Source organism: Nostoc sp., from assembly GCF_036916575.1.
Classification (GTDB): domain Bacteria; phylum Cyanobacteriota; class Cyanobacteriia; order Cyanobacteriales; family Nostocaceae; genus Nostoc.
The window spans coordinates 15,257-38,432 of record NZ_JBALGC010000011.1; the positions used below are offsets into that span (position 1 = coordinate 15,257).

22 protein-coding genes and 1 pseudogene are annotated in these 23,176 nt (G+C 41.0%); 11 read left to right on the forward strand and 12 right to left on the reverse strand.

Features of this window, described 5'->3' with window-relative positions:
- Positions 1-179 precede the first annotated feature (179 nt).
- Positions 180-854: a tetratricopeptide repeat protein gene (locus tag V7L29_RS03875; RefSeq protein WP_334691620.1), complete on the forward strand. Its 675-nt coding sequence runs from the start codon at positions 180-182 to the stop codon at positions 852-854.
- A 260-nt stretch (positions 855-1,114) separates the two neighbouring features.
- A complete protein-coding gene (gene rbsK, locus V7L29_RS03880; protein ID WP_334734598.1) occupies positions 1,115-2,077 on the forward strand; it encodes a ribokinase in 963 nt (320 codons plus the stop codon).
- Between the two features lie 138 nt (positions 2,078-2,215).
- Here the strand turns inward: rbsK and V7L29_RS03885 are convergent, their stop codons facing one another.
- Positions 2,216-3,421, reverse strand: a complete 1,206-nt coding sequence (locus V7L29_RS03885) for a hypothetical protein (RefSeq protein ID WP_334734599.1) — start codon at positions 3,419-3,421, stop codon at positions 2,216-2,218.
- A 195-nt stretch (positions 3,422-3,616) separates the two neighbouring features.
- Complete coding sequence (locus tag V7L29_RS03890) at positions 3,617-5,110, reverse strand: galactose oxidase-like domain-containing protein (protein ID WP_334734600.1); 1,494 nt, start codon at positions 5,108-5,110, stop codon at positions 3,617-3,619.
- 662 nt (positions 5,111-5,772) lie between these two features.
- Between V7L29_RS03890 and V7L29_RS03895 the strand changes: the two genes are divergently transcribed.
- The 5 genes from V7L29_RS03895 (at position 5,773) to V7L29_RS03915 (ending at position 11,957) form a co-directional block, all read left to right on the forward strand.
- On the forward strand, positions 5,773-6,828 hold the full coding sequence (locus tag V7L29_RS03895) for a glutathione S-transferase family protein (protein WP_334734647.1): 1,056 nt from the start codon (positions 5,773-5,775) through the stop codon (positions 6,826-6,828).
- Positions 6,829-6,880: 52 nt separating this feature from the next.
- Entirely contained in the window at positions 6,881-7,765 is an 885-nt protein-coding gene (locus V7L29_RS03900) for an aspartoacylase (protein ID WP_334691625.1), read from the forward strand.
- A gap of 750 nt (positions 7,766-8,515) precedes the next feature.
- Positions 8,516-9,499: a polysaccharide deacetylase family protein gene (locus V7L29_RS03905; protein WP_334691626.1), complete on the forward strand. Its 984-nt coding sequence runs from the start codon at positions 8,516-8,518 to the stop codon at positions 9,497-9,499.
- 333 nt (positions 9,500-9,832) lie between these two features.
- On the forward strand, positions 9,833-10,072 hold the full coding sequence (locus V7L29_RS03910; RefSeq protein WP_334734601.1) for a hypothetical protein: 240 nt from the start codon (positions 9,833-9,835) through the stop codon (positions 10,070-10,072).
- A gap of 286 nt (positions 10,073-10,358) precedes the next feature.
- Positions 10,359-11,957: an Hsp70 family protein gene (locus V7L29_RS03915; RefSeq protein WP_334734602.1), complete on the forward strand. Its 1,599-nt coding sequence runs from the start codon at positions 10,359-10,361 to the stop codon at positions 11,955-11,957.
- Between the two features lie 20 nt (positions 11,958-11,977).
- Here V7L29_RS03915 and V7L29_RS03920 read toward each other — a convergent pair whose 3' ends face one another.
- The 6 genes from V7L29_RS03920 to V7L29_RS03945 form a co-directional block, all read right to left on the reverse strand.
- Positions 11,978-12,382, reverse strand: a complete 405-nt coding sequence (locus tag V7L29_RS03920; RefSeq protein ID WP_334734603.1) for a type II toxin-antitoxin system VapC family toxin — start codon at positions 12,380-12,382, stop codon at positions 11,978-11,980.
- Complete coding sequence (locus tag V7L29_RS03925; protein WP_334691633.1) at positions 12,357-12,647, reverse strand: type II toxin-antitoxin system prevent-host-death family antitoxin; 291 nt, start codon at positions 12,645-12,647, stop codon at positions 12,357-12,359. The genes V7L29_RS03920 and V7L29_RS03925 overlap by 26 nt, the downstream gene beginning before the upstream one ends.
- 194 nt (positions 12,648-12,841) lie before the next feature.
- A complete protein-coding gene (locus tag V7L29_RS03930) occupies positions 12,842-13,405 on the reverse strand; it encodes a Uma2 family endonuclease (RefSeq protein ID WP_334734604.1) in 564 nt (187 codons plus the stop codon).
- 102 nt (positions 13,406-13,507) lie between these two features.
- The gene (locus tag V7L29_RS03935) at positions 13,508-14,038 is read right to left on the reverse strand and encodes a L,D-transpeptidase (RefSeq protein ID WP_334691635.1); all 531 of its coding nucleotides are present in this window, start codon (positions 14,036-14,038) and stop codon (positions 13,508-13,510) included.
- Between the two features lie 457 nt (positions 14,039-14,495).
- Positions 14,496-15,011 carry a L,D-transpeptidase gene (locus V7L29_RS03940; protein WP_334734605.1) on the reverse strand — a complete coding sequence of 172 codons (516 nt, stop codon included), beginning with the start codon at positions 15,009-15,011 and terminating at the stop codon, positions 14,496-14,498.
- Between the two features lie 113 nt (positions 15,012-15,124).
- Positions 15,125-15,757 (reverse strand): bifunctional 4-hydroxy-2-oxoglutarate aldolase/2-dehydro-3-deoxy-phosphogluconate aldolase, encoded by a 633-nt coding sequence (locus V7L29_RS03945; protein ID WP_334734606.1) that lies wholly within the window; start codon positions 15,755-15,757, stop codon positions 15,125-15,127.
- An 858-nt stretch (positions 15,758-16,615) separates the two neighbouring features.
- Here V7L29_RS03945 and V7L29_RS03950 point away from each other — a divergent pair.
- The gene (locus tag V7L29_RS03950) at positions 16,616-16,891 is read left to right on the forward strand and encodes a GlsB/YeaQ/YmgE family stress response membrane protein (RefSeq protein ID WP_334734607.1); all 276 of its coding nucleotides are present in this window, start codon (positions 16,616-16,618) and stop codon (positions 16,889-16,891) included.
- A 290-nt stretch (positions 16,892-17,181) separates the two neighbouring features.
- On the opposite strand, the gene V7L29_RS03955 is transcribed toward V7L29_RS03950, so the two are convergent.
- Positions 17,182-17,643 carry a restriction endonuclease gene (locus V7L29_RS03955; protein ID WP_334691639.1) on the reverse strand — a complete coding sequence of 154 codons (462 nt, stop codon included), beginning with the start codon at positions 17,641-17,643 and terminating at the stop codon, positions 17,182-17,184.
- 304 nt (positions 17,644-17,947) lie between these two features.
- Here V7L29_RS03955 and V7L29_RS03960 point away from each other — a divergent pair, with 304 nt between their 5' ends.
- Together V7L29_RS03960 and V7L29_RS03965 are read left to right on the forward strand one after the other, a co-directional pair.
- A complete protein-coding gene (locus tag V7L29_RS03960; protein WP_334734608.1) occupies positions 17,948-18,778 on the forward strand; it encodes a metallophosphoesterase in 831 nt (276 codons plus the stop codon).
- Positions 18,779-19,300: 522 nt separating this feature from the next.
- A complete protein-coding gene (locus V7L29_RS03965; RefSeq protein ID WP_334734609.1) occupies positions 19,301-20,134 on the forward strand; it encodes a metallophosphoesterase in 834 nt (277 codons plus the stop codon).
- Positions 20,135-20,686: 552 nt separating this feature from the next.
- Here V7L29_RS03965 and V7L29_RS03970 read toward each other — a convergent pair.
- On the reverse strand, positions 20,687-21,460 hold the full coding sequence (locus V7L29_RS03970) for a hypothetical protein (protein ID WP_334691642.1): 774 nt from the start codon (positions 21,458-21,460) through the stop codon (positions 20,687-20,689).
- 364 nt (positions 21,461-21,824) lie between these two features.
- Here V7L29_RS03970 and V7L29_RS03975 point away from each other — a divergent pair, with 364 nt between their 5' ends.
- On the forward strand, positions 21,825-22,289 hold the full coding sequence (locus V7L29_RS03975; RefSeq protein WP_334734610.1) for a hypothetical protein: 465 nt from the start codon (positions 21,825-21,827) through the stop codon (positions 22,287-22,289).
- Between the two features lie 411 nt (positions 22,290-22,700).
- Here the strand turns inward: V7L29_RS03975 and V7L29_RS03980 are convergent.
- A pseudogene (locus V7L29_RS03980) lies at positions 22,701-22,784 on the reverse strand (molecular chaperone DnaJ); the annotation flags it as partial.
- Between the two features lie 138 nt (positions 22,785-22,922).
- Positions 22,923-23,099 (reverse strand): J domain-containing protein, encoded by a 177-nt coding sequence (locus tag V7L29_RS03985; RefSeq protein WP_334734611.1) that lies wholly within the window; start codon positions 23,097-23,099, stop codon positions 22,923-22,925.
- Positions 23,100-23,176: the final 77 nt, after the last annotated feature.

The window sequence follows — 23,176 nt, forward strand, 5'->3', positions numbered from 1 at the left end:
CAAATTTAAAACGAAAAAAACGATTCCTGTTTACTAATCTTAAGATATCTAAGTCTGTCCTTATAAAAAGTTTTTCACGCTCCTCAATCCCCAATGCCCAATTGTTAGAGTGAAGGAACAGATTGAACAGATTCCTTGGCAATCCAACGTTGTGCTGCAAGTTATGAAGGGGTAAAGCTATGAACCATATCAAGCGAACAATAGCCCTCTTGGGAATAATGAGTGTACTGAGTATAATCCCTGCTGTTTATGCACAAGAAGCACAAATACCTCTGAAGGCGGCAAACTTTCAAGATTACTATAACCAAGGGGTGCAAAAGCTTGAGCAAGGCAACTTCAAAGGAGCAATTGCAGATTTTGATTCTGTAGTACGGCTGAATCCACGATTTTATGAGGGTTTTTGCCTTCGAGGTTTGGCTAAATCTCAATTAAAAGACTTCAGTGCAGCAATCACTGACTTTAACCTAGCGTTGCGTTTAAATCCTAAGCATACAGATGCTTATAATGGTCGGGGAATCTCTTATGTAGAACTAGGAGATTTTCAGAAAGCCATTGCCGACTTTAATCAGACAGTGACAATTGATCCAACCTCACAAGATGGTTATTACAATCTAGGACTAGCCCATTTTAGACAGGGAAATCATCAACAAGCAATTGCAAACTTTAACCAAGCACTAAAAATCAATCCCAACCTAGCTGATGCCTACGGTAATCGAGGACTGGCAAAATATGCTTTAGGAGATAGTAAGAGTGCTGTCACAGACCTTCAGTCAGCTGCAAGATTATTTCTTAAAAAAGGCGATACCCAAGCTTATCAACAAACACAAACTCTGATTCAGCAAGTTCAGCGTTAGTAATTTGTTCAAGGTAATATAGAAGCGTTAAGAAACCCGCTTTCCTTGCGAATCTGGTTCAGAGAAATTTAAATGCTCAGAGTGATTTAGATTTAACTGAGTAACAAGATTATTTTTTTCGTTTCATACCAAATAATATTCGCGTCAAAATCAAAAATGGGATCGCAAATATTCGACCTCTACCATTGCCAAAACAACAGTTGCGATCGCTGACTGTAATATTAGGCTGAATGACTTTAAGATCAACAAAAATAAGCATTATGAGCATTATCAGCTTCGGCAGCATAAATATAGACTTGGTTGCAACAGCACCCCGGTTGCCAGTCGCAGGAGAAACGTTGCTGGGAGAAGACTTTTTTCAAGTTTCGGGAGGTAAAGGAGCTAATCAAGCCGTAGCATTAGCAAGATTGGGAATTCCTACCCAAATGGTGGGGCGTGTAGGTGCAGACGGTTTTGGTGTAGAACTTGTCAACAATTTGCAAGCATCTGGTGTACAGATTGACAATATTTTCGTGGATGAGACTGTTAGTTCTGGAGTTGCCATCATCGCCGTAAATCATGCTGGTGAAAATCAAATTATTGTAATTCCTGGTGCAAATGGGTGTGTCAATCAAGAAGATGTAGAACGATTGTCCCATTTATTACCAGAAGCTACAGCACTGCTTTTACAATTAGAAATTCCGATTCCTGCCGTGATTGCAGCAGCTAAAGCCGCAAAAGAAACCAAAATAACTGTAATTCTCGACCCCGCACCCGCACAATCTGATTTCCCCGGTGAACTTTACCCGTTAGTGGACATTATCACACCGAATGAAGTTGAAGCAGCGCAGTTAGTGGGTTTTCCTGTGGATGGAGAAGAACTTGCAGCCAAAGCAGCTGGAGTTTTATTACAACGGGGTGTGAAATGTGTGATCGTTAAACTGGGTGCTAAAGGTGTTTTTTGTGCCACAGCTGAGGAAAAGTTTTTTGTACCAGCGTTTCCAGTTCATACGGTTGACACAGTAGCTGCTGGCGATGCTTTTAATGGCGGCTTAACGGCAGCACTTTTTGCAGGACTTTCTTTACATCAGGCAGTTGTTTGGGGTGCAGCAGCAGGTGCTTTGGCCACGACAAAACCAGGCGCACAAACTTCGCTACCGGATAGGTTTACATTTGATGCGTTTCTTAGGGAAAGGGCAGTGGGGAGTAGGGAAGATGAAGGAGATGCATCTGTGAGAGTTTAGAATAAAGCGCCTTTTGTCAATCAATTAAAATACTCAAAATATTATTAATAATAAGGTGTACCAATCAATGCTAATAAAAAGCCCTCAAGGCAAGATGAGGGCAAGGCATTTTTTTGCTAGATATCGGCTCAATTCCTTCTATCCACGAGCAAGCGTAATCTGACTAGCGTCAAAGTCTTGTACCCGAGTCATGTTTCCAGTGTTCTTATCTATGCTATACACAGCATTAGGTGCCTCATACCTCATAGCTCCAAAGGCGAGGAGTTGACCTGTTGCAGAGCAAACTAAGCTTTGTAAGCCATTATTCCATGCTCGACCATTAAGTTTCAATTGTGCCAGTCTGATCGGATTTTTTTGTGAATCTAGCTGCACCAGAGTTGTGTCACCATTTGATGCAACTAAAGAGGTATAGAGTTTTCCATCTGGGCACTCAGCTAGATTGCTGACCCGCTCATCGCTCAGGAATTTAACCTTACTAATAAAACTGATCTCTCCTGTTTGAATGTTAATATCTACCAATCTGATGGGCGGTGTACCGTTCTTCTTACCTACTAGACCGATGAGTCGCCCATCATTAGTACCTAGCAAGCTCCCAAGCTGTTGATTCTGTTTAAGTCCTGAAACTATCAAAGTTTTTACAGGTGTACTCAAAAATGTAATGCGAGTAGATGTCGCCTCTGTTTTACTAGTGGTAACAGGAGTAACGGCTACGACAAGTGTGCCATCTTTTAAACAAGTGAAGCCACTCAATATCTCGTTAGACTTTACTAAAGGTTTAACGCGATTGGCATCGGGAGCAACGCTAGAAGGAGTAAGGTCAAGGTCATTCAATATCTGGTTAGGATCTATTAAATTTGTAATGCTATCGGCATCTGTGTCATCGCTAGAAGAAGTAAAGTCATTCAATATCTTGTTAGGATCTGTTAAAGCTGTAATGCGATCGGCAAGTGTGCCATTGCTTAAAGGATTGAAGACACTCAATGCCTGATTAGAATCTACTAAAGCTGCACCGTACTCAGCAAGTATCTGAGAGATTAGTGGGCTTATAACCTGAACCTTTCCTGTATTTAAGGATTGCGAAACAAAGGATTGCAAAACAAGTCCTAGTCCTACAGGTTTAAAATCTGTGAGTACACTGTTTGAGGTAGTGCTGTCTGATTCAGTAGTGTTTACCTCTGGAATAGCCGTTTGGTCAGTGTTGATGATAGAGCCAGAACTTATACCTATAATTTTAAAACTTGGTGTTTGCGCCAAAGCTTTGTTGCCTAGATAACTAAGCCCAGATACTACAGCTCCAGCAACTGCCAACTGGCCAAACTTTCGACGTGATAGCTTGTGACTCATATTTCCACTCCTAGAAATAATGACTTTTATTAGGTAAAGTGCAATGGATTATACTTCTTGCATAAATGCTTAAATTGTCATGTTGAGCGGAGCGAAACATCTAGTGAGATTCTTCTCTCCACTGCGTTCCGCTCAGAATGACATTCCTAATTTTTTGACTTTTGCAAAAAATTTATTGAACATAAACGCGTAAGGCTAAGATAATTTCACCCAGGTTGCTACTGATGGTGTTCCATTGTTATCAGTAATAAAAAGCATGTACCAGCTTGGTGGCGCTATGTCTCGATTCTTTGTTACGGTAACATTGAGAGAAGTAGCATTCCTAGAATTAATCGGTACATCCACTAACCGTTGTTCTGTATCGCAAGAATGGGTGTTTGCCGTTGGTTTAATCAGACTAACCCATTTAATATTCGCAGCCTGAGGTGTTTGAATCGTAAATTGCAGCCCGTAGCTCAATATTCTAACAAAGCTCTGAATGATTGGTCGTGACCGCGACATATACGCAGGACTGTAAATTTCTAATCGCAGTTCATTGACAGTCCGTCCCGGGTTACCCCCAGCTGTGGCTACCCTACCATCTGGCAAGAGCAAGGCCACCGAGTGATATACGCGGGGGATATTTTGTTTAGCTACTACTGTCCAGGTATTTGTAGCTGGATTGTAGATTTCTGCTGGCAGCATTGATTGTGTTATGTCCTCACTCATTTTGCTACCATTGCAAACAAACACTGTGCGATCAGGTAACAAAACTGCGTTGAGATGCTTCCGGGCATAGTTTAGAGACTTTGCTGCTACGTAAGTTGGGTTACTAGCTTTTAAATCTACAATATTGACTCTGTTTGTTGTTGTATTAGTAGCAGCATCACCCCCACCGAGAATCATGACTTTTTGGTCTTGTGCAGGTGGTAAAAGTACACTGGTACCTTGATCACCGAAAGTAGGGTCTTGCAGCCCTGGTACCGCTTTTCCTATAATGGATTGCGTAAATGTCCCTGGCAGGGTTAGTATAGTTGGCACTGATTGATAGTTGCCGCCCATCTGAGCACCTGAATAAAAAATTTTTCCACCATCTAGTAGAAACAGCTGTGCGTATGGCGGGAAATAACCAGTTATTGGAAAAGCGTTCCAACCATTTGCAAATGAAAAAGAATAAATTTCTGGTTGTCTGTTAAGGTTGCCATCTTTATCTAGTCCAGATAACGCAAAGATACGACCGCTGCCCAGTGTTAACACAGTAGGATACCAGCGCCCATTATTCATTGATGGCTTGCTCACCCATTGCTCGGTAATGGGATCAAACATAAAAGCATAGGGTGAACCATAAAATGGATCATAGCGCAGAGTTCCACCCGCAACCATTAATAGACCATTAGAGCGGAAGGAGTGACCAGCGCAAAAAAGGTCAATAGGTTGATTATTACTATCCAATGGAGGCGCTTGACGGGAAAAGGTTCCCTTGTTAACATCCCAGACTACACTGTCATCGGGAGTATTTAACTTAGCGGGATCATTAGCTGAGCCACAGAAAAACAATACTTTACCAGTAAGAAGTAAAGCGGCATGTATAGGTAGGATTGGAGCTTTATACGATAATACTTCCCATTTGTCTGTGGTAGTAGCCTGAGCTACAAAAGTCCCTAAATCCGTTTCCTCTTGAAGGTTAGTCCTGTTATTAGATTGAGTCACTTGATTTACAATCATTCCTACGTAAATTTTATGTTTTTGTTCTTGCTTTCTGTAACTTCTTCCTAAATTTATATTTATACTTTTTTAGGCTTACTTAATGTTAAGATGTGATGTGTTTTATAAAAAGGTAATATAAAATTAGTTTTGTCAATAGTAATTACGCTGTTAATTATTTATGTTGTTGAGTATCTAATTAAGCCTTGTACTAGGTCTTTTTGGTTAGGATGAACGGTGCTTTTAAATATGATGCTTTTAAATATGATGCGTAGACGAAAAGAGAAGTTTGAGGATCAGTTTCCTTTGCTCATAACTTTGAAAGCAGCTTGCCATCGGGCATCGGGGCTTAAAAATTGTGTTTTTGACCTCGATTTTTGACTAGGTTTTAAACACTATTACTTATTAACAAATGGTTGATAGCTTTAACTTGCCACAAAAAGTGTGAGGTTACAAATATTACATAGGCACAAAAATGCAATTTGAATGAAGATTAGTTTAAAGTTTAAATATTTTTCCGAATGAGCATGATACAAAATACAGGCAAAGCGTAGTAAAGTAAAGTAGTAAAACTCAAAGTGGGTTGTAAGCATGGAAACCTACTTAGTAGAAATGTGAACGCCAGATACAGTGGTAACGTCAATCGCTCTGAAAGCAAGACCGTCGCGATGAGCAACTCAACTCCAATAGATGACGATAAAAATCTTCCAAAGAAGAAGGGTAGGAAACTCCCTCCCAAGCTAATCATCTGGCTGGGAAAGTATATCTGGACGACTATGTGGCAGATTATGATGTCAAAGCTTGCTCCTAGCAATCAGTTGGGAGCGTATATTCGTCCTAATAGCCAGTTTCGGAAGTTCATTGGCACAGAGTCAGGGAATCCGTACTCACCAGCAGCAGGGCGCTACAAACTCTATGTTGGGCTGGGCTGTCCTTGGGCGCACCGAACCCTGGTTGTGCGATCGCTCAAAAAACTCGAAGCGGTAATATCAGTGTGTATCGTCTCTCCTTCTCCCATTGAAGGCGGTTGGATATTCAACCAAGAAGAACAGGGTTGCCGCACACTAGCTGAATTTTATCAGCTGGCAGAACCTGGCTACAGCGGACGCGTCACAGTGCCCATTTTATGGGATAACCAAACAAAAACTATCGTCAATAATGAGAGTTCAGAGATTATCGTGATGCTGAACTCTCAGTTTAACGAGTTCGCCAACAATCCCACACTTAATCTCTACCCAGAAGAACTCAAAGAGAAAGTTGATTGGTGGAATGAAAAGATTTATCACGCGGTAAATAACGGTGTATATCGCTGCGGCTTTGCCCAAAGCCAAGAAGCATACAATCAAGCCTGTAATGAACTGTTCGCAACTCTCGATGAGATTGAGATTGCATTGCAGACTAGTCGATATCTGTGTGGAGACAACCTCACACTCGCAGATGTGCGTTTATTCACGACGTTATTTCGATTTGATAGTGCCTACTACGGGTTGTTTAAGTGCAATAGGCGGCGAATTCGAGACTATCAGAATTTAGGAAGTTATTTACGTGACCTATATCAGCTTCCAGGTGTAGCTGACACCTGCGATGTAGAAACTGTGAAGCGGGACTACTACGGAAACCTATTCCCACTCAATCCCGGCGGGATTATTCCCGATGGCCCTGATATGTCTTATCTTTATCAACCACATGGTCGCGATCGCATCGGCAAAGTGAATGCTTCATAAGGTACATTGAGAACTGATATCTCGATGGCTGCATTCCGGAGTTGGTGTAATCGTGAACCAGATTAATCGAGTTGCAATTCTCGGTGGAACTCATGGCAATGAGTTTACGGGGGCCTACCTGATCCAAAAATTTGCCCAGTTTCCCCATTTAATTACTAGACCAAATTTTGAGACAGTTACTCTATTAGCAAATCCTAACGCTTTTGCGGCGGGGAGGCGATATGTAGAGAAGGATTTAAATCGCTGTTTTCTCAAACAGGATTTACTAGATCCGACTCTGAACAGTTACGAAGAATTGCAAGCTAAATCAATTCAGGACACCCTAGCATCAAATGGGGATAAACAAGCAGATTTCATCTTAGACTTGCACAGCACTACAGCTAATATGGGTCTGACAATTATTTTGGTAAACAGTCATCCCTTAAACTTGAAATTGGCCGCTTATCTGAGCCATGTCAGTCCTTTGGTGAGGGTTTATCGCTGCTCTTTTAAATCAATTGCAGAAAACCCATTTGTAAATTCCCTGTGCGAATTAGGCTTTGCAATTGAGGTTGGCCCTATTGCCCAAGGTGTATTAAAAGCGACATTATTCCAACAAACAGAGAAAGTTGTTCATGCGGTTCTGGACTATTTGGAACAATTTAACCAGGGTGAAATTCCATCAACTAAGGAAACATTGATTCTTTATGACCACTTATCTGTTGTAGACTACCCAAAAAAACAGGATGGTACAATCTTTGGGATGATTCATCCAGAGCTTCAAGATAAGGATTATCAAGCCTTGAATCCAGGAGATCCAATTTTTATAACTTTTGATGATAAAACAATTTTTTATCAGGGAACATCTACCGTTTGGCCTATTTTTATTAATGAGGCAGCTTACTATGAAAAGGGAATTGCAATGTGTTTGACTCACAAGCAGCAAATCAATATTTAGTACTCTGTGGCGTTAGTTTGCCTACCTTTAACAAGGGGCTTAAGAATTGGTTAAGCCCCTTGTTAATTGAGATGGTAGGTGGATTTACGCGCCTGCTGTACTAGGATGTTGAGAAAATTTTTGTATAATCGCTTCTTTTGGAAGTGTTCATAGAAATTGAGCATAAAAATCATTAATAATTTATATGAGTAAATGGGCGTGAATAATCAAAGGTTTGTAGTAAGCGACAGCCCTGAAAATCGGGCTGGAGCCGCTTATTAAGAGCCAATTTAATTTATTTAATATTGGGTAACATAGTTTAATTTATTCTTGCCCACTTACTTATGTGGCGTGAAGCTAGGACTTCCTTATAACATATGTTTAAATGCGTCTTGGTTATAATATATTGATGACCAGTAATTAAGTATCAGGGTTAAAAGTTGTTTGAAGGGCTGATAAAGTTGAGAGCAAAGGAGCACTGAAAACTCATTATCTAATTGAGCCAAAATATCTTTTAGACAAACAGAATCTGTTTACAAATATGGGACACTTATCAGTGTTCAATCTAGGCAATATCTCTGACGGATGAGCTATGCCTATGCAATGCTGCTTTGAAAGTTACTCTTTATTTGAAAAGAATGAACTGCAAACCTTCTGGCTGGAGATTTCCGCTAAAACCAGCCCTGAGTTGAACTACGAAACTTGACTGATAAAGCCCAAACCTAAAACTATAATTTACGCTTAATAATTGTCCAAATAGCTGAACTAATAATGAAAAACAAGCGACCAGGAAACAGAACAATAGCCAGCCTTTCTTTAGATTTGGATAATATTTGGTCTTTTCTAAAAAATCAGGGCGCTCCGGGTTGGGAGACTTTCCCCTCTTACCTAGATATCGCAGTACCTCGTTTCTTAGATATTCTCCAGCAATGGGATTTGAAAATCACAGTATTCATTGTGGGTCAGGATGCAGCGCTGGAAAAGAACACTAAGGCATTACAAGCGATCGCTAGCGCTGGTCACGAAATAGGCAATCACTCATTCTACCATGATCCTTGGCTACATCTGTATTCAGAAGATGAAATTGAACAAGAGGTGGCGCTGGCCGAACAACATATCAAGCGCGTCACTCATCAACATCCTATCGGCTTCCGGGGGCCTGGATACAGTTTTTCTCCTGCGGTATTGAAAGTCTTAGCACGACGGGGATATGAATATGATGCTTCGACTTTTCCTACATTTTTGGGACCCATAGCACGAGCGTATTATTTGATGACCTGTAAACTGAGCAAGGAAGAACGCAAGAAACGGGAAGCCTTATTTGGCGGTTTCAAAGACGGTTTGCAGCCTCTGAAACCTTACCAGTGGCACATGGGTAAGGATAAACTTACTGAGATTCCCGTTACCACCATGCCAATTTTCAAGGTGCCAATTCACTTCAGTTACATAATGTATCTGAGTACATTTTCTTCGGAAGTGGCGTTACTCTACCTCCGAATAGCCCTGTGGCTGTGTAAACTTACGCGTGTCCAGCCTTCTTTGCTATTCCATCCTACAGACTTTTTAAGTCAAGAGGATGTGCCAGAACTATCATTCTTCCCTGGAATGAGTGTTCCCACCTACAAAAAGCTAGCAATAGTGAACAAAAGTTTGGAACTTATATCCAGTCAGTTCAATGTTTTGACTGTTGGACAACACGCCAAATTCATAACCGGCGTCCGTCAACTGCCTGTATTAGTGCCTCAAAAGAGGTAAAAATATCATCTATGCGATTTATCAGTCCAATTTGTATCCTTAATTACAAGCAAAATTAACTTTGACCTGTCTTTAAGAAAGAGGAAATAGTGTTGGCAAAAAGATAAATTTGTTTTTATAATAGTCCCCTATTCCAATGTCTTTATTAAAAACTTCTGGTGATATCCCTTCTCCAGAGGTTATTTTTTTAAGATGCGATGTCCAATCAGATTTTTTAATACTTGTCTGAGTTTTAAATAGCCGCCAATTCTCTTGAAACCAGCTGACATTTGCTAGCAAGAATGTGTATAGTAATTTAGAGTCAATCACTACTAATATTTGACACATCTATCTATGGTTAGAAAAACGCAACGTCTTTTGCTGCTAGTTGTTTGCTGTAGTATAACTGGTGTAATTTTAGGAGGTACTGCCGGTTGGGCAGAAAGTAGTCTCTGCTTGGAAAGCAACAAAGTTACAAGTGAGTGTCTAACCCAAGATCCAATCCAAAAAACTATCCAGGGGATGAGTACCGGATTGTTAGCTGGGGCTGGGGCGGCTTGCGGTGCGGCATGGCAGTTACGGCGTGAAGATTGAGTTTACAGCATGAGTTAGGAGTTAAGAGTTTGGAGTTTGGAGTAAAACAGTCTTCATATCTGGCTTTGAAGTCTAGGTTCTGTACCTCACGCTTGTTGCAAACTGCTGTAAATTTAAATCCGATGATTGATGCCTGAAGACAAACCGCCTCTCTACAAGATGCTTTGCGTAGCTTGCTGATCGCAGGAGTACGCCTTTGGGTGCATTTGCATTCTTGGTGGCTTATAGAGAATAATCACAAATAAAGCAGCTTTGGCATCTTCGTGCGAGAGAATAAATATAAAATATGGCGATCGCAATCGATTTTGGTACTAGCAACACAGTCATTGCTCGTTGGAACCCTGTAACCCAGCAGCCAGAAACCCTGAATCTCCCAGGTTTATCAATTAAACAAAGTCTCAACCCACCACTGATTCCCAGCTTGATTTATGTTGAAAACGCAACCCAAAATCAAGTCTTAATAGGGCAACAAGTACGCGATCGCGGTCTTGACCTGAAGGGCGAAACGCGATTTTTCCGCAGCTTCAAACGCGGTATTGGTGCAGATATCCAAGGTTTCTTACCCGAACTAGATGGGCAAATTGTCACCTTTGAACAAGTAGGGCAATGGTTCCTCACCCAGGTGATTGAACAACTAGTACCCCTAGAAGGGGGCTTAGATTCTCTAGTGTTAACCGTGCCGGTAGACAGTTTTGAAGCCTATCGTCACTGGTTGGGGAAAGTTTGTCAAGCCCTTCCCGTTGAACAGGTGCGGATGCTGGATGAACCCACAGCCGCCGCCTTGGGTTATGGCTTGGCAGATCAAGAAATTCTCTTGGTGATTGACTTTGGTGGTGGCACTTTGGATTTGTCCCTTGTTCAGTTGGATCAAGGCGTACAAGCAACCACAAAGCCGCTGGGATTTCTCCTCAAGTGGGGTAATAAGTCCTTGGCTGAAGATTCAAAACAAAAAGTTAAAACTGCCCGTGTCTTGGCGAAAGCTGGGCAAAATTTGGGCGGTACTGATATTGATAATTGGTTAGTAGATTACTTTGCCAAAACTCAAGAACTGACGATAAGTCCCTTGATAACACGATTGGCAGAACGGGTGAAAATTCAGCTATCAACTCAAAACCAAGCAAGTGAAGTTTATTTTGACGATGAGACATTTGAAAGCTATGAACTGGAACTAAACCGCGACACTTTTGAAAATATCCTCAAAGAACATGCATTTTTTGAGTTATTGGATGAGTCGATGACGACACTGTTGCAGCAAGCAAGACGCCAAGGGATAGAACTTCCAGATATTAATGCAGTTTTGTTAGTTGGTGGCACCGTGCAATTGCCGGCAGTGCAGACATGGATAAAACAGTATTTTGAACCAGAAAAAATCCGTTGCGAACGTCCTTTTGAAGCGATCGCTCAAGGTGCATTACAGCTAGCTCAAGGCGTGCAAATCAAAGACTTTCTTTACCATAGTTATGGTATCCGCTACTGGGATCGCCGCAATCAGCGTCACAAGTGGCATTCTTTAATTAAAGCTGGACAGGCATATCCAATGACTCAGCCAGTAGAATTAGTCTTAGGGGCTTCTATGGAAAATCAGCCTAGTATTGAATTAATTATTGGAGAATTGGGAGCAGATACAGGCAATACCGAAGTTTATTTTGATGGCGATCGCCTAATTACTCGCCGTCTTGACATTAGCGAAACCAGCGTCAAACCTCTCAACGATCAAGAAGGCGCCAGGACAATTGCCCAACTGACACCAGCTGGATATCCAGGAAGCGATCGCATTAAAATCCTCTTTCAAGTTGATGAGCAACGCTTTTTGCGAATCACTGTTGAAGACTTGTTAATGAATGATACGCTGTTGGAAAATCAACTTGTGGCACAATTGAGTTAGACTAATGCGCGTTTAACTATTTAAATAAAAGGATTTAAAAGTGGGATACCGCAGCCATCAAAATCGCGGATGTTGCGCGTTACTAAGGTCAACTGATGAATTTGAGCAGTAGCAGCAATCATCATATCTGCTTGGGTGCGTGTTTTCCCACTTAATCTTAGTTGACCTCGCAATTCACCAGAGCGCTTGGTAATTTCAATAGTGATGGGCAATACTTCACAATTATTTTCCAAAAAGCTCTCGAACCATATTTGAATTCTAGAGTTGGGCTTGAATGTCAGTCCGTAAAATATTTCTTCAACGGTGATTGCACTTAAAACTATTGCAGGAGCTAATGCCGCCCATTTTAGTACACCAGAGTTAGGTTGGAGTCTTACTAATTCGCTGATAATGTTAGTGTCACACAGAAAAGTCATCAATGGCATCAGCGAAAGGGTTAGGACGGTCTTGGCGGGAGGGTACTTCGAGAATATAGTCTTCTTCAGCAGCTATCTGACGTAGTTCTTTGAAGGCATCAGCTAAAGAAATCTTTTCGCGCTGCTTGCGCCACGTCAAGAATTCTTCAAACATCTCAGCTTCAACAACAACAGCTACCAGTTGATTTCGGTTGTAGATGAGTTGCGGTTCTTTAGTCACAGCATGAATTAGTTCGGAGAACCTCTGTTTCGCTTCTGCAATTCTCCAGTTCATTCTCCTACCTCTTTTATTCATAATCATGTCTATTATAGACATAATTTATGTCTATAATTTGGTTTCCGCCAGAGAGCAATGTCTACGACGCTCACTGAGCCTCTTGCCTTGAGCGTTCAGCGTCTCGTAGAGAAGCCGAAAGGTGTGGAAGTGCGGGCTATTCGGCGCACCTTCTCATTCCAGGCGAGTTATTTTTAGCCGCCCATTTTTAACCATCCAAAAACTTGATTGACGGTTAGTGCAAGTTCAATTTCTGGTAATACAGGCAAAAAATCTTCTCCTTGGAGTAGCACTGGCTGTTGCTCTGGTAGAAATACCAAGATACTCAGGTCATCAGGGTCAAGAAACCATCCCAGGCGGCTACCATACTTTAGACAGTGAAGAATGTTTCCAATTACTTTGTTGGGTTTTTGTTCTGGCGAAAGAATCTCAATCGTCCAGTCTGGTGGAAGTTCAAAATTATCAGGTACTTCATCATCAACGGTGAACGGTATGCGTCCCCACTGAAATACAGCCACATCGGGTACTATTGAGCGTTCTCCAAAAGTACACCGTAATTCGGGAAACGCATAGGCAATCTTCTGATTTTCCGTGACTTGATTAACAACAGCACAAAGTTTACCTTGTAAGCGGCTGTGTCTCCCTTTCGGCATTGACTTAGGAATAATCTTACCGTTAATATACTCGTTCGCAGGCTTTGTTTCTGGAAGCTTCAGAAACTCTTCCAGGGTAAGTCGTTGAGTAATTGTGGCGCTCATAGCTCCTGAATTTATCGAAAATGTGTTTTTACGCAGTATATATGGACAGGCGTTTTCACGCAGTGTAACGCACCTGTCCATACATCAAGGTAAGAATTGCAATTATTTCCGCACGACTACTAAAGTTCCCATTGAAGCCCAGTTGTAAAGATTGCGAGCTTGCTTAACAGGTAAATTTACGCAACCGTGGCTGACTGGAGTCCCAAAACGGTTATGCCAGTAAGCACCGTGGATGGCATAGCCTCTGTAGAAATACATTGTGTAAGGAACGTCAGGAATGTTGTAGCCCCTGCCCCGCATTCGGTGAGTGCGATACTTAGAATTAATCCGAAATCTACCTATGGGTGTGGGGGTCGATCGCTTACCTCCAGAAATGCGGTATGAATAGACAAGTCTATTACCTTCCCATGCACGTAACCGTTGCTCTGAGAGGTCAATTTCAATCCAGCGAGGTTGGGATGTATTAAATAGAGCGATGCTGTTTTCATCGACTGACGTGGCTGTTGCTGTAGTCGAGTTGGGTGTACCTGCTAACGGTGATGACCAAGAAAATAAAGTCACCATCATCAGCGCCACGCCTGTACAAAAAGTTCCTGAAGAACGAATCCCACCACTGCGAATCCAGGTTTGCATTATGCTTCATCTTCTAAACTACGCAAAAATCATGAAGTGAAGTAGTTTTCTGGAAAACTACAAATTTCCAGAGTGACTTCTAGCTTCCTGTAGAGGATTTACGCAATTCATCCGCTAATGTTGCACATTTGTGATTTGTCGTTTGTTCTTTATTAATCACCAATGATTAATGACTAATTACAAAGGACAAACTTTACCAAAAATCTGTCATTTAAATGCCTAAATGCAAACTTTGCCGGAATTCATATTTGCATTTGTAATTTCACACAGTAATTGTCAGGATTTACGCTTATTTCTTTGGGCAAATTGTGGAATGCCCTTTTATATATTTTATTTCAAATTCAATAATTATAACTCCGAAGATTCCCAGCATAAAATATTGCTGGGAATCACTCAATTGTCTTGATTTGTTGTTATTTATGATTTGTCCTAAATTGCCTTTTGGCTGCTTCACCTACTATTTCTGGATGACTATTGGTGTCCCTACCGATGCCCATTCAAATAGCCATTTTGCATGTTTAGGTGCGATATTCACACAGCCGTGGGTCACTGGAGTGCCAAATCTCTTATGCCAGTAAGCTCCGTGAATAGCGTAATTACCTTGGTAAAACATCGCATAAGGGACGTTGGGAACATTGTAGTCTTCTCCCTGCATCCGCGTAGTTTTGAACTTGGATTGAATCTTAAAAGTACCAACAAGAGTAGGAGTGGCTTTTTTGCCAGAGGAGATAGCACTTCCATAAACCACTCTGTCACCTTCCCAAGCTATTAATCGTTGCTTTGAAAGATTAATTTGAATCCAGCGCTGATCCGATTGTTGTAATGTCTGGATTGTTTGTGCAATAACTTGCTCTTTGGAATTCGCCCAAACTTCACTCATTCCAGTAGTAGTAAAAACACTTAAGGACAGTGCTGTACCAGTCAGGAGTATTTGTAAGCGACGCACCCAGTCAGGAGAAATCAGTCTTTTCATTTTAGATACACTCACACTCAAATCACGGGGTCTTGGGAAACTTATCAGTTTTCACCTTTATTTCCATATCTATTACTTTAATAGACGTGAATTTTTGATGATTTGATTCTAAGTTAAGCTAACTGTCGCATCAGCTTTCTTGCCCCAGATGCGATCGCCTGCCAATTTCCCTCTGTGACAAGCTTTTTGGGAAATAATTCACCGCTCAAACCGACAGCGATCGCTCCCGCTTGTAAAAATTCTTTGGCATTTTCCAGAGTGACGCCGCCAGTAGGAATTAAGGGAATCTGACCGAGTGGCCCTTGCAAACTTTTGATATAATCAGCTCCTCCCACTGCTTGCACGGGAAACACTTTTACACAACTAGCGCCCTGACTCCAGGCGGTAACAATTTCTGTAGGAGTCAGCGCTCCTGGGATGATAGGCACATCTTTTTCTTGTGCTGCTTGAATCATTGCAGCGTCAAAGTGAGGCGTAAAGAGGAATTGCGCCCCAGATGCGATCGCTTCTTGTAGCTGTTGCACATTGAATAGCGTACCAGTCCCAATGGTACAGGCTGGTAATTCTGAGCGTAGTTGAGTGATTAATTCCCCAGCGCGATCGCTATTCCAGGTAATCTCAATTAACTGCATTCCCCCAGATGCTACAGCCATTGCCATTTGCTGTCCCACTTCGATTTTAGGGGCGCGGATAACTGCGATCACTCGATGTTTTTGCAACTGTGATAACCAAATTTGATTAGGCATTTTGATTGGAGACTGGGGAACTCGGGGCCCCTCGAGGGGATAAGGAGTAATGGGGAATAGTTTTTCACTCTAGTAAATACCTAATTTTCAATAATAATACCCAGTACCTAATGCTCAATGCCCTTAAAGCTTGCTTCTTGCATCAAGCTATGAGATATTGCATATAAATAACACTAAATCTATCGAATTACCGTATTTTAAAATTAACTGTCCAGTCTTTAAGTCTAAAGGAGTAATTAAAATGACAATTGCACGACAAAATACAGCAGGATCCTTACCAATCACCATTCACGATTCCGAAAGCGTGGATATAGGCAGCCTGTGGAAGCTTGTGCGACTAGGTGCATTACAACTAAAGGGATTTTGGTGGCATATTAAGGCATATGGAACAATTCTAGGTGTCATGTTGCTGGCCTTGGTAAGTCTGATTTTCCTAAGTATGCATTGGTCTTACCGCAGACTGTTTCCATCTATTAGCCATCGAGTCATTAACAGTGATCATGGGATAAGCAAGTGAACTACCCATCGTCTTAATCGCCTGATTTTGGTTCCTTTACATTACTTTAGAAACAGTCTTTGAAAACTCAGCTTAATTCTTCTAGTAGAGGAGAGAGCTAATTAAAAATGCATATACTGCTTTTACCAAGCAATAATTTGATCAGCTCCTAGTTAAAGACCTACTAGGAGCTTTTTTTTAATTGATTATCTACCTCAATGGGGGCATATATCAAAAAACCCAGTTGCAATTAAACTATTCCTTATGGATATTCATAATTAATTCTGATGATAGATGTGGTCAAAAGATTAAGATTGCTAATATGTATCTGTGAGTAAAAAACGTTTACCGAATTAAAAACAATGAATATTCTTGCTTGGATTGTTTTAGGTCTAATTGCTGGTGCGATCGCTAAGGCTATCTACCCCGGTCATCAAGGTGGCGGAATTATAGGAACAATATTACTAGGAATCATCGGTGCTTTTGTTGGTGGTAGTTTAGGTGTATTCTTCAGTACAGGAGTGTTAACTCTAGTACCTTCTACTCCTTTTAGCATTGCTGGGATTGCGGTAGCAGTTCTTGGTGCAATTATTGCAATTTTCCTGTGGAATTTATTAACCAACCGCAGTGCTGTATAAAAATAAAATTGCGGACAATGATCTAGAAAAATTTAGGGAATTCATTTAACTATTTTTATCTGTGAATTAAATCAAAAAAATCGCGCCAGCCTAATGACAGGCTAGCGCGATTTTTTTAATTATTGATAAATAAAATAATAATTGGTGTAATCTAATGCCGTGTGATCGCTGTTAAGGAACTTTCAATTAAAAAAATATCTATTAATCGTAGGGTGTGTTAGCGATAGCGTAACGCACCGCGACAGTTCAAGATGATGCATGGTAGTCAATTATGAATTTTCTTAAAAGTCTTAATTAGCTCTAAGAATTCCTATAGCAGCTTCTCTTTCAATGTAATCTGCTAAGTTGATAAAATCTTCACGCGGGTAGCATCTTCCGCCAACCAGATCAAACGCTAATTTACTAGGAGGATTTTCTCGATTTTCGAGTATATGTATACCCCAGTAGTAAAGTAAGTCACTAGTCCGAATACAAACTTCTTCTGGATCTATACAATGAAACTTAAATTTTTTGCCTTCGTCAGAATCTAAAAAGTTAGCAAACTTTAAAAGCTGCGGCGTTGTTACGTTAGCTTTCAGCCATTTAACCTGAACAACACCAACTAGGTTTCCTTTTTTGACCACTAGATTATAGCCAGGTTGATTGGTCTTTGCAGTTTCAACTGTCCAATCTGTTTTATGGAGTAGTTTTGCTACGTGCTGCTCAAAGTGGATAAAATCCTCGCTGAATGATTGGTCTGATGGTAATGACATAAACAGCTTTAAGTGTTTTGGTTCAATGCAGTAGTATGTAACACACTATACTCGATAAAAATCAACCCTGACCATATAGTTGATTGATATACGTAACATGAATTACTATCCCCCCTCTTTCAGAGAAATGCACCATACTCTGAGATAAATTAACAGCAAACTTACGTCTGATTTAAATAAGCATAAATACACTCAAATCTACAGGTTCCATGAAATTTTCAAGAAGTTGCACTGGTCGCTATACACAAACCGACAATGTTCAGTTAAGCTGTAAGCGCTACGATTGAGCTTTATTAAACGTCTTATGCATTGGTTGTTATCTGGGCCGTTGAGTATAGAGAAATTGACGGTTAACATTGCAGGTTTGCCTGCATCGTTACAAGGTAAGAAGCTGGTGCAGTTGTCAGATTTTCATTACGATGGTTTGCGGCTATCGGAAGACATGTTAGAAAAAGTGATCGCAGTTACTAACGAAGCTGAACCAGATTTAATTCTATTAACTGGTGACTACGTAACAGACGATCCGACGCCGATTCACCAACTAGGACTTCGACTCAAACATCTGCAAAGTCGCAGTGGTATCTATGCTGTTCTTGGCAATCACGATATATATTACAGACACGCAAAAGCAGAAGTTACACAAGCGTTAACTAGCATTGGAATTCACGTCCTTTGGAACGATATTGCCTATCCACTAGGAAAAGAATTGCCACTTGTTGGACTGGCGGATAGTTGGTCACGAGAATTCCATCCCGCACGAGTCATGAATCAACTAAACCCCGACACACCCTGCATCGTTTTATCCCACAACCCAGATACTGCGGAGATACTGCAAGCATGGCGAGTTGATTTACAATTATCTGGTCATACTCACGGTGGTCAAATCGTGATTCCCGGAATTGGCCCTGCGGCGTTGCTTTACGAAAAGCTTGTAAAAAAAATACCTAAAAAAGTGCGTCGTCGAGTCCCATTTTTGCGAGTAAATGTTTCTGTAGTTAGCCATTGGGAATGGGTACAAGGTTTCCATCGGCTAGGAAAAAATCAGCTATATGTCAATCGTGGTTTGGGAACTTACCTCCCAGGACGCTTATTTTGCCGCCCAGAAGTTACTATAATCACCCTACAACGTGAATGATTAGCGGGACTTAAACATTTTTGGGGTATAAACAAGCCTCAAACCTATACAGGGTAAGGAAAATACACCAAAGGCTCAAAAATGCTTAAAACCCAGATATATCAAGAAACTAGGCAAATCGATGTCAAAGTCTTTCTGTATATACATTTGAGACTTTTTTCTGGCTACTTTTTGTCTAAGTCCCATTAGGCAGGAGGTGGTCACTGAGCGGCTGGTGAGCGCAGCGATGCACTGAGCTTGTCGAAGTGTCGAACCATGCCGTACCACTTCCCTACGGGACGCTCCGCGTAGCTTTTTTCCACAAAGTGGTACGTGGAAGCAAGCTAGCAAGAGTGTCTCGTAGAGAAGTCCAGAAGGAAAACCCTATAATTAAATTCAGGATTTCAAATAAATTAATTAGTTAATTGTATCTGGTTAGTTAATTGTATCTGGAGTATCTGATATAAATTCTTGCAGTTTCTCAAGTTACATTTTGATTTTTGGTAAGCTGTAAGCGCTGGTATGAGGAGTATCGGTTGTCTTATGCATTGGTTGTTTACAGGACATTTAAGAGTAGATAAAATAACGGTTAAGATTGCGGAACTTCCAGCATCTTTACAAGGTACAACACTAGTGCAGTTGTCAGATTTTCACTACGATGGTTTGCGGCTGTCGGAAGATATGTTAGAAAAAGCGATCGCACTTACTAACGAAGCTGAACCGGATTTAATTCTATTAACTGGTGACTACGTAACTGACGATCCAACACCAATTCACCAACTGGTACTTCGACTCAAACATCTGCAAAGTCACTGTGGTATCTACGCCGTACTTGGTAATCACGATATCTATTACAGCCACTCAAAAGCAGAAGTTACACAGGCGTTAACTAGTATCGGGGTGCATGTGCTTTGGAATGAAATCGCCTATCCATTAGGAAAAGAATTACCATTGGTAGGACTAGCTGATTATTGGTCACGGGAATTTCACCCTGCACCAGTCATGAATCAACTAGACTCCGTTACACCCCGCATCGTTTTATCCCATAACCCAGATACAGCCAAGATATTGCAACAATGGCGCGTAGATTTGCAACTATCTGGTCATACCCACGGCGGTCACATCGTAATTCCGGGCATTGGTCCTGTAGTATTTTATTATAAAAAACTACTCAAACAAATTCCTAAAAAATTACGCCGTTGGGTAACATTTTTCCTAGGAGACTGTTCTAAAGTAGTGCGATATTGGGAGTGGGCGCAAGGGTTTCACAAAGTGGAAGAAAATCAACTATATGTCAATCGGGGTTTAGGAACTTATAAACCAGGACGTTTATTTTGTCCGCCAGAAGTGACTGTAATTACCTTAATTACTGATTAACAAATCTGAACTTTTTAGCTAACTCAAAGCAGAAACCGCCTGAAGCTACGATGGATAAATATCAGCAGCTTGGGGCGGTTTCTTGAAGATTAGAGAATTCAGAAGTGACTAACTTAAACTTTGGTGGACAGTATTGGCGTAGGCGTAGCCCGTCGTAGACATCACTTTACTCAGAATTGCACATCCTTATATTCCAACTAGGCAGGCATTTTCTGACTGTGCGTTTTAAAACCTCCAAAACAACTCATTGAACTTAAGGGGAAAACACATTCAATGGATGCCACAACTTCAGAGCGATCGCAAGAATATTAGAGCAGGAGGCACAGGCTCTAACTTGAAACTCTAACTTGAAAGTTTTTGTTTAACTTTTAACCTGTTTGTACCTTGCTCTTAATCTAGCATTCTGTTTGTTCAGCTACACCACATGTTTACTAAACTTGAATACCATTAATTTATCGCAACAATTCAGAAATATTGCTTAAAAATTGTCCCACTTGTTAGATGTTGGTGTTAATGCCAGCATTATCAAGTGGGCTGAAAGTTCAGAAGCTGTTATTGAGCAGAACCACCTCTAGTAGTATCATCTGCAGTAGAAGAACCGCTATTAGATGTACTGTTTGACTGGTCTACTCCTTGAGGTGGAGTGGTTTTAGAGGTATCACTTTTCGTACTTGGAGTGACGGTATTAGTAGAAGTACCGCCCTCGTTCTGCGAAGTCGGAGTATTACTAGTTGGACTCGTCGGGTTTGGTGTCGCTTTAGGGGTTGGCTGGGTTACAGAAGGCACTTTTTGTGCCGCAGGCTGCTGGGGTGGAATAGTAATGTTAATATCCGGTTGGCGAGGTGCAGATGGAGGTATAACCTGCTGTTGTGGAACAGGAACAGGAACAGCAACAGGAACAGGTACTTCCCTAGTTCTTTCGATTATCCTCGTTTGTGGTCGAGGAGAAGCACTGGGGGTTGGACTACTCTTACTCGGTACAGGAACCACGACCGGCACAGTATTGTTAACGGCTGCGTTATTTTGCTGGTTGAAGTACCAGACCCCACCTATAACCAAACCAAGCAGGGAAGTAATGATAATACCCAACAGCAAACCACCACTAGCATTTTTATTGTCACGCTCGGCTAAATCAGCTTGCTGATTGCTACGCTCAGTATTTCGACCTTGTACGTAACCGTTAGCATAAGAGTTGAGATTAGCTGTGCTGTTCTTGACTGTTTCAGTGGTTTGTGTCAGGTGGGTGTGAGTATTGCCATTAGTATCAGTGTAAGATTCTTGCTTGATTTCACTGTTTTTGCTTTCAGGTTCATTGGGAATAGACATAGCTGTTGATTTAACTCCTCAGATACGATATTGACAAACTAAAGCTTTGTAAGAACAAGAGGTTTTTATGAGTTGAAAAATGTATGTTGCTGATAAATATTGAGTTTTATTTGCTACCCAAATGCTGGTAATTCTCAGGATAACCTCTGTGATCAGCAAGTGGCTCTATCTCTAGGGAGTTAATACTCAATCAAAAGAAAGAGTACCTCCAAAGATGGATGTTATTATGGTGTCAGTTGATGAATTGATAAAAATTATATGAAAAAGTATTGTAACGATAGAATAACTATCTCAAAAACGGACTTCATTCTTAGGTAAATTCAATTATTAAGCTGAAATACGTGCAAAACAGGAGTGAATAAGAATGCGGTTTTTTATAAAAGGTTATTTAGTGAGTATGTTGGCTGGAGTTATAAGCTTAGTGGCAAACCAAGCTTTGGCAGTAACGGGACCAGGAGCTACTATGAAGAATTCCTATTCCCAAGACAATTCCTGTTTAAACACTATCAATTATGGGGGAATTATTAATAATTGTGCTTACAGTGTTCAAGTCGTAGGAACCCTGCAACTGTCACCAGGTAATCACCCTACGTCAATCAGAATTAATGGAAATAATAGCTGGTGTCAAACACTTTCGATTAATGGTGTTGGAAACGCTGCCTTTGTTGGTCCTCAAGTTTACACTAGTTCAGGGCCAAAAAATTGGCAAACCCTGAATCTCGGTACTCTTTCTGTACATGATGGGCCTGATGGGAATAGCGAAACAGGTACACTCTTTAGGTGTTCGCTCGAAGCTGGTGGGGTTATAGGCAATTTCACAGCAAAGTAAGGTTTCTGAAGGTATACATTGAGAGTTTTTGCCTACATAATATACGCATAATTGAAGGCTGTTGGGCAGTGGCAGTAGTAGCAGACATGATGTACATTAAAGAATTGTTGTCCAGTTTAAAGAGCTAGTTGTCATTGACTCAAATCCTTTCTCAAATAGGGTTTGAGAGGCAAACATTAATTTTTTCAACTGGACATTATTATTTAATGCACAAGTTGTAAAAACCCAGTTGAGATCAGTTAGGGTGTGTACACATTTCTACGGTGAAGGTTGAGATTGTGGTTCAGGTAATGGTGTTGGTGGTTTTGGCGGTGGCGATGTAGGTTTGGGTGGTGCTTTTTTCTGTTTCAGTTCCAGTTCTACGGCATTTTTCAAATCTGACTTGGCTCTATTTTCATATCCTAGTTTCGAGCAAGCAATCCCTCGGTATTTATAAGCTTCAAAGTAGTTAGGGTTGAGACAAATTGCTTGAGTAAAGTCTTCTATTGCTTCAGCGTATTTTCCTCTTTAAGCTTTCTCTATACCCAGTTTGTAGAAACTTTCAGCATTGGATAGAGTGAAATCAATTTTGGTCGAAGTGGAAGCAAATTGATTTATCTCATTTGGCTGATAAGACTTTAACCTTGCATAAGCTTAATTAATTTCTTTGATTTTTTCTTCCGCTTCTAGCTTTTGCTGCGGTTCGAGAAAACAATCTGGATGCCAAGTCTTAGCCATCTGGCGGTAAGCTTGCTTGACCTCATTAACAGATGCACCTGGTTTCAACCCCAGGATATCGTAAACATAATTTATATCGAGGCGATCGCTCATACTCGGAATACTAAGAAATCAGCAGCAAATCAAACTATACTTAGTATTCCCAAGTATAAGTATTATCTAACTCAAGA

Bases quoted from the DNA above. Each gene is read 5' to 3' on its own strand.
- V7L29_RS03875 (WP_334691620.1), top strand. From the start codon at position 180: ATGAACCATATCAAGCGAACAATAGCCCTCTTGGGAATAATGAGTGTA.
- rbsK (WP_334734598.1), top strand. From the start codon at position 1,115: ATGAGCATTATCAGCTTCGGCAGCATAAATATAGACTTGGTTGCAACA.
- V7L29_RS03885 (WP_334734599.1), bottom strand. From the start codon at position 3,421: ATGAGTCACAAGCTATCACGTCGAAAGTTTGGCCAGTTGGCAGTTGCT.
- V7L29_RS03895 (WP_334734647.1), top strand. From the start codon at position 5,773: ATGAGCAACTCAACTCCAATAGATGACGATAAAAATCTTCCAAAGAAG.
- V7L29_RS03905 (WP_334691626.1), top strand. From the start codon at position 8,516: ATGAAAAACAAGCGACCAGGAAACAGAACAATAGCCAGCCTTTCTTTA.
- V7L29_RS03910 (WP_334734601.1), top strand. From the start codon at position 9,833: ATGGTTAGAAAAACGCAACGTCTTTTGCTGCTAGTTGTTTGCTGTAGT.
- V7L29_RS03915 (WP_334734602.1), top strand. From the start codon at position 10,359: ATGGCGATCGCAATCGATTTTGGTACTAGCAACACAGTCATTGCTCGT.
- V7L29_RS03920 (WP_334734603.1), bottom strand. From the start codon at position 12,382: ATGCCATTGATGACTTTTCTGTGTGACACTAACATTATCAGCGAATTA.
- V7L29_RS03925 (WP_334691633.1), bottom strand. From the start codon at position 12,647: ATGAACTGGAGAATTGCAGAAGCGAAACAGAGGTTCTCCGAACTAATT.
- V7L29_RS03930 (WP_334734604.1), bottom strand. From the start codon at position 13,405: ATGAGCGCCACAATTACTCAACGACTTACCCTGGAAGAGTTTCTGAAG.
- V7L29_RS03935 (WP_334691635.1), bottom strand. From the start codon at position 14,038: ATGCAAACCTGGATTCGCAGTGGTGGGATTCGTTCTTCAGGAACTTTT.
- V7L29_RS03940 (WP_334734605.1), bottom strand. From the start codon at position 15,011: ATGAAAAGACTGATTTCTCCTGACTGGGTGCGTCGCTTACAAATACTC.
- V7L29_RS03945 (WP_334734606.1), bottom strand. From the start codon at position 15,757: ATGCCTAATCAAATTTGGTTATCACAGTTGCAAAAACATCGAGTGATC.
- V7L29_RS03950 (WP_334734607.1), top strand. From the start codon at position 16,616: ATGAATATTCTTGCTTGGATTGTTTTAGGTCTAATTGCTGGTGCGATC.
- V7L29_RS03955 (WP_334691639.1), bottom strand. From the start codon at position 17,643: ATGTCATTACCATCAGACCAATCATTCAGCGAGGATTTTATCCACTTT.
- V7L29_RS03960 (WP_334734608.1), top strand. From the start codon at position 17,948: ATGCATTGGTTGTTATCTGGGCCGTTGAGTATAGAGAAATTGACGGTT.
- V7L29_RS03965 (WP_334734609.1), top strand. From the start codon at position 19,301: ATGCATTGGTTGTTTACAGGACATTTAAGAGTAGATAAAATAACGGTT.
- V7L29_RS03970 (WP_334691642.1), bottom strand. From the start codon at position 21,460: ATGTCTATTCCCAATGAACCTGAAAGCAAAAACAGTGAAATCAAGCAA.
- V7L29_RS03975 (WP_334734610.1), top strand. From the start codon at position 21,825: ATGCGGTTTTTTATAAAAGGTTATTTAGTGAGTATGTTGGCTGGAGTT.
- V7L29_RS03985 (WP_334734611.1), bottom strand. From the start codon at position 23,099: ATGAGCGATCGCCTCGATATAAATTATGTTTACGATATCCTGGGGTTG.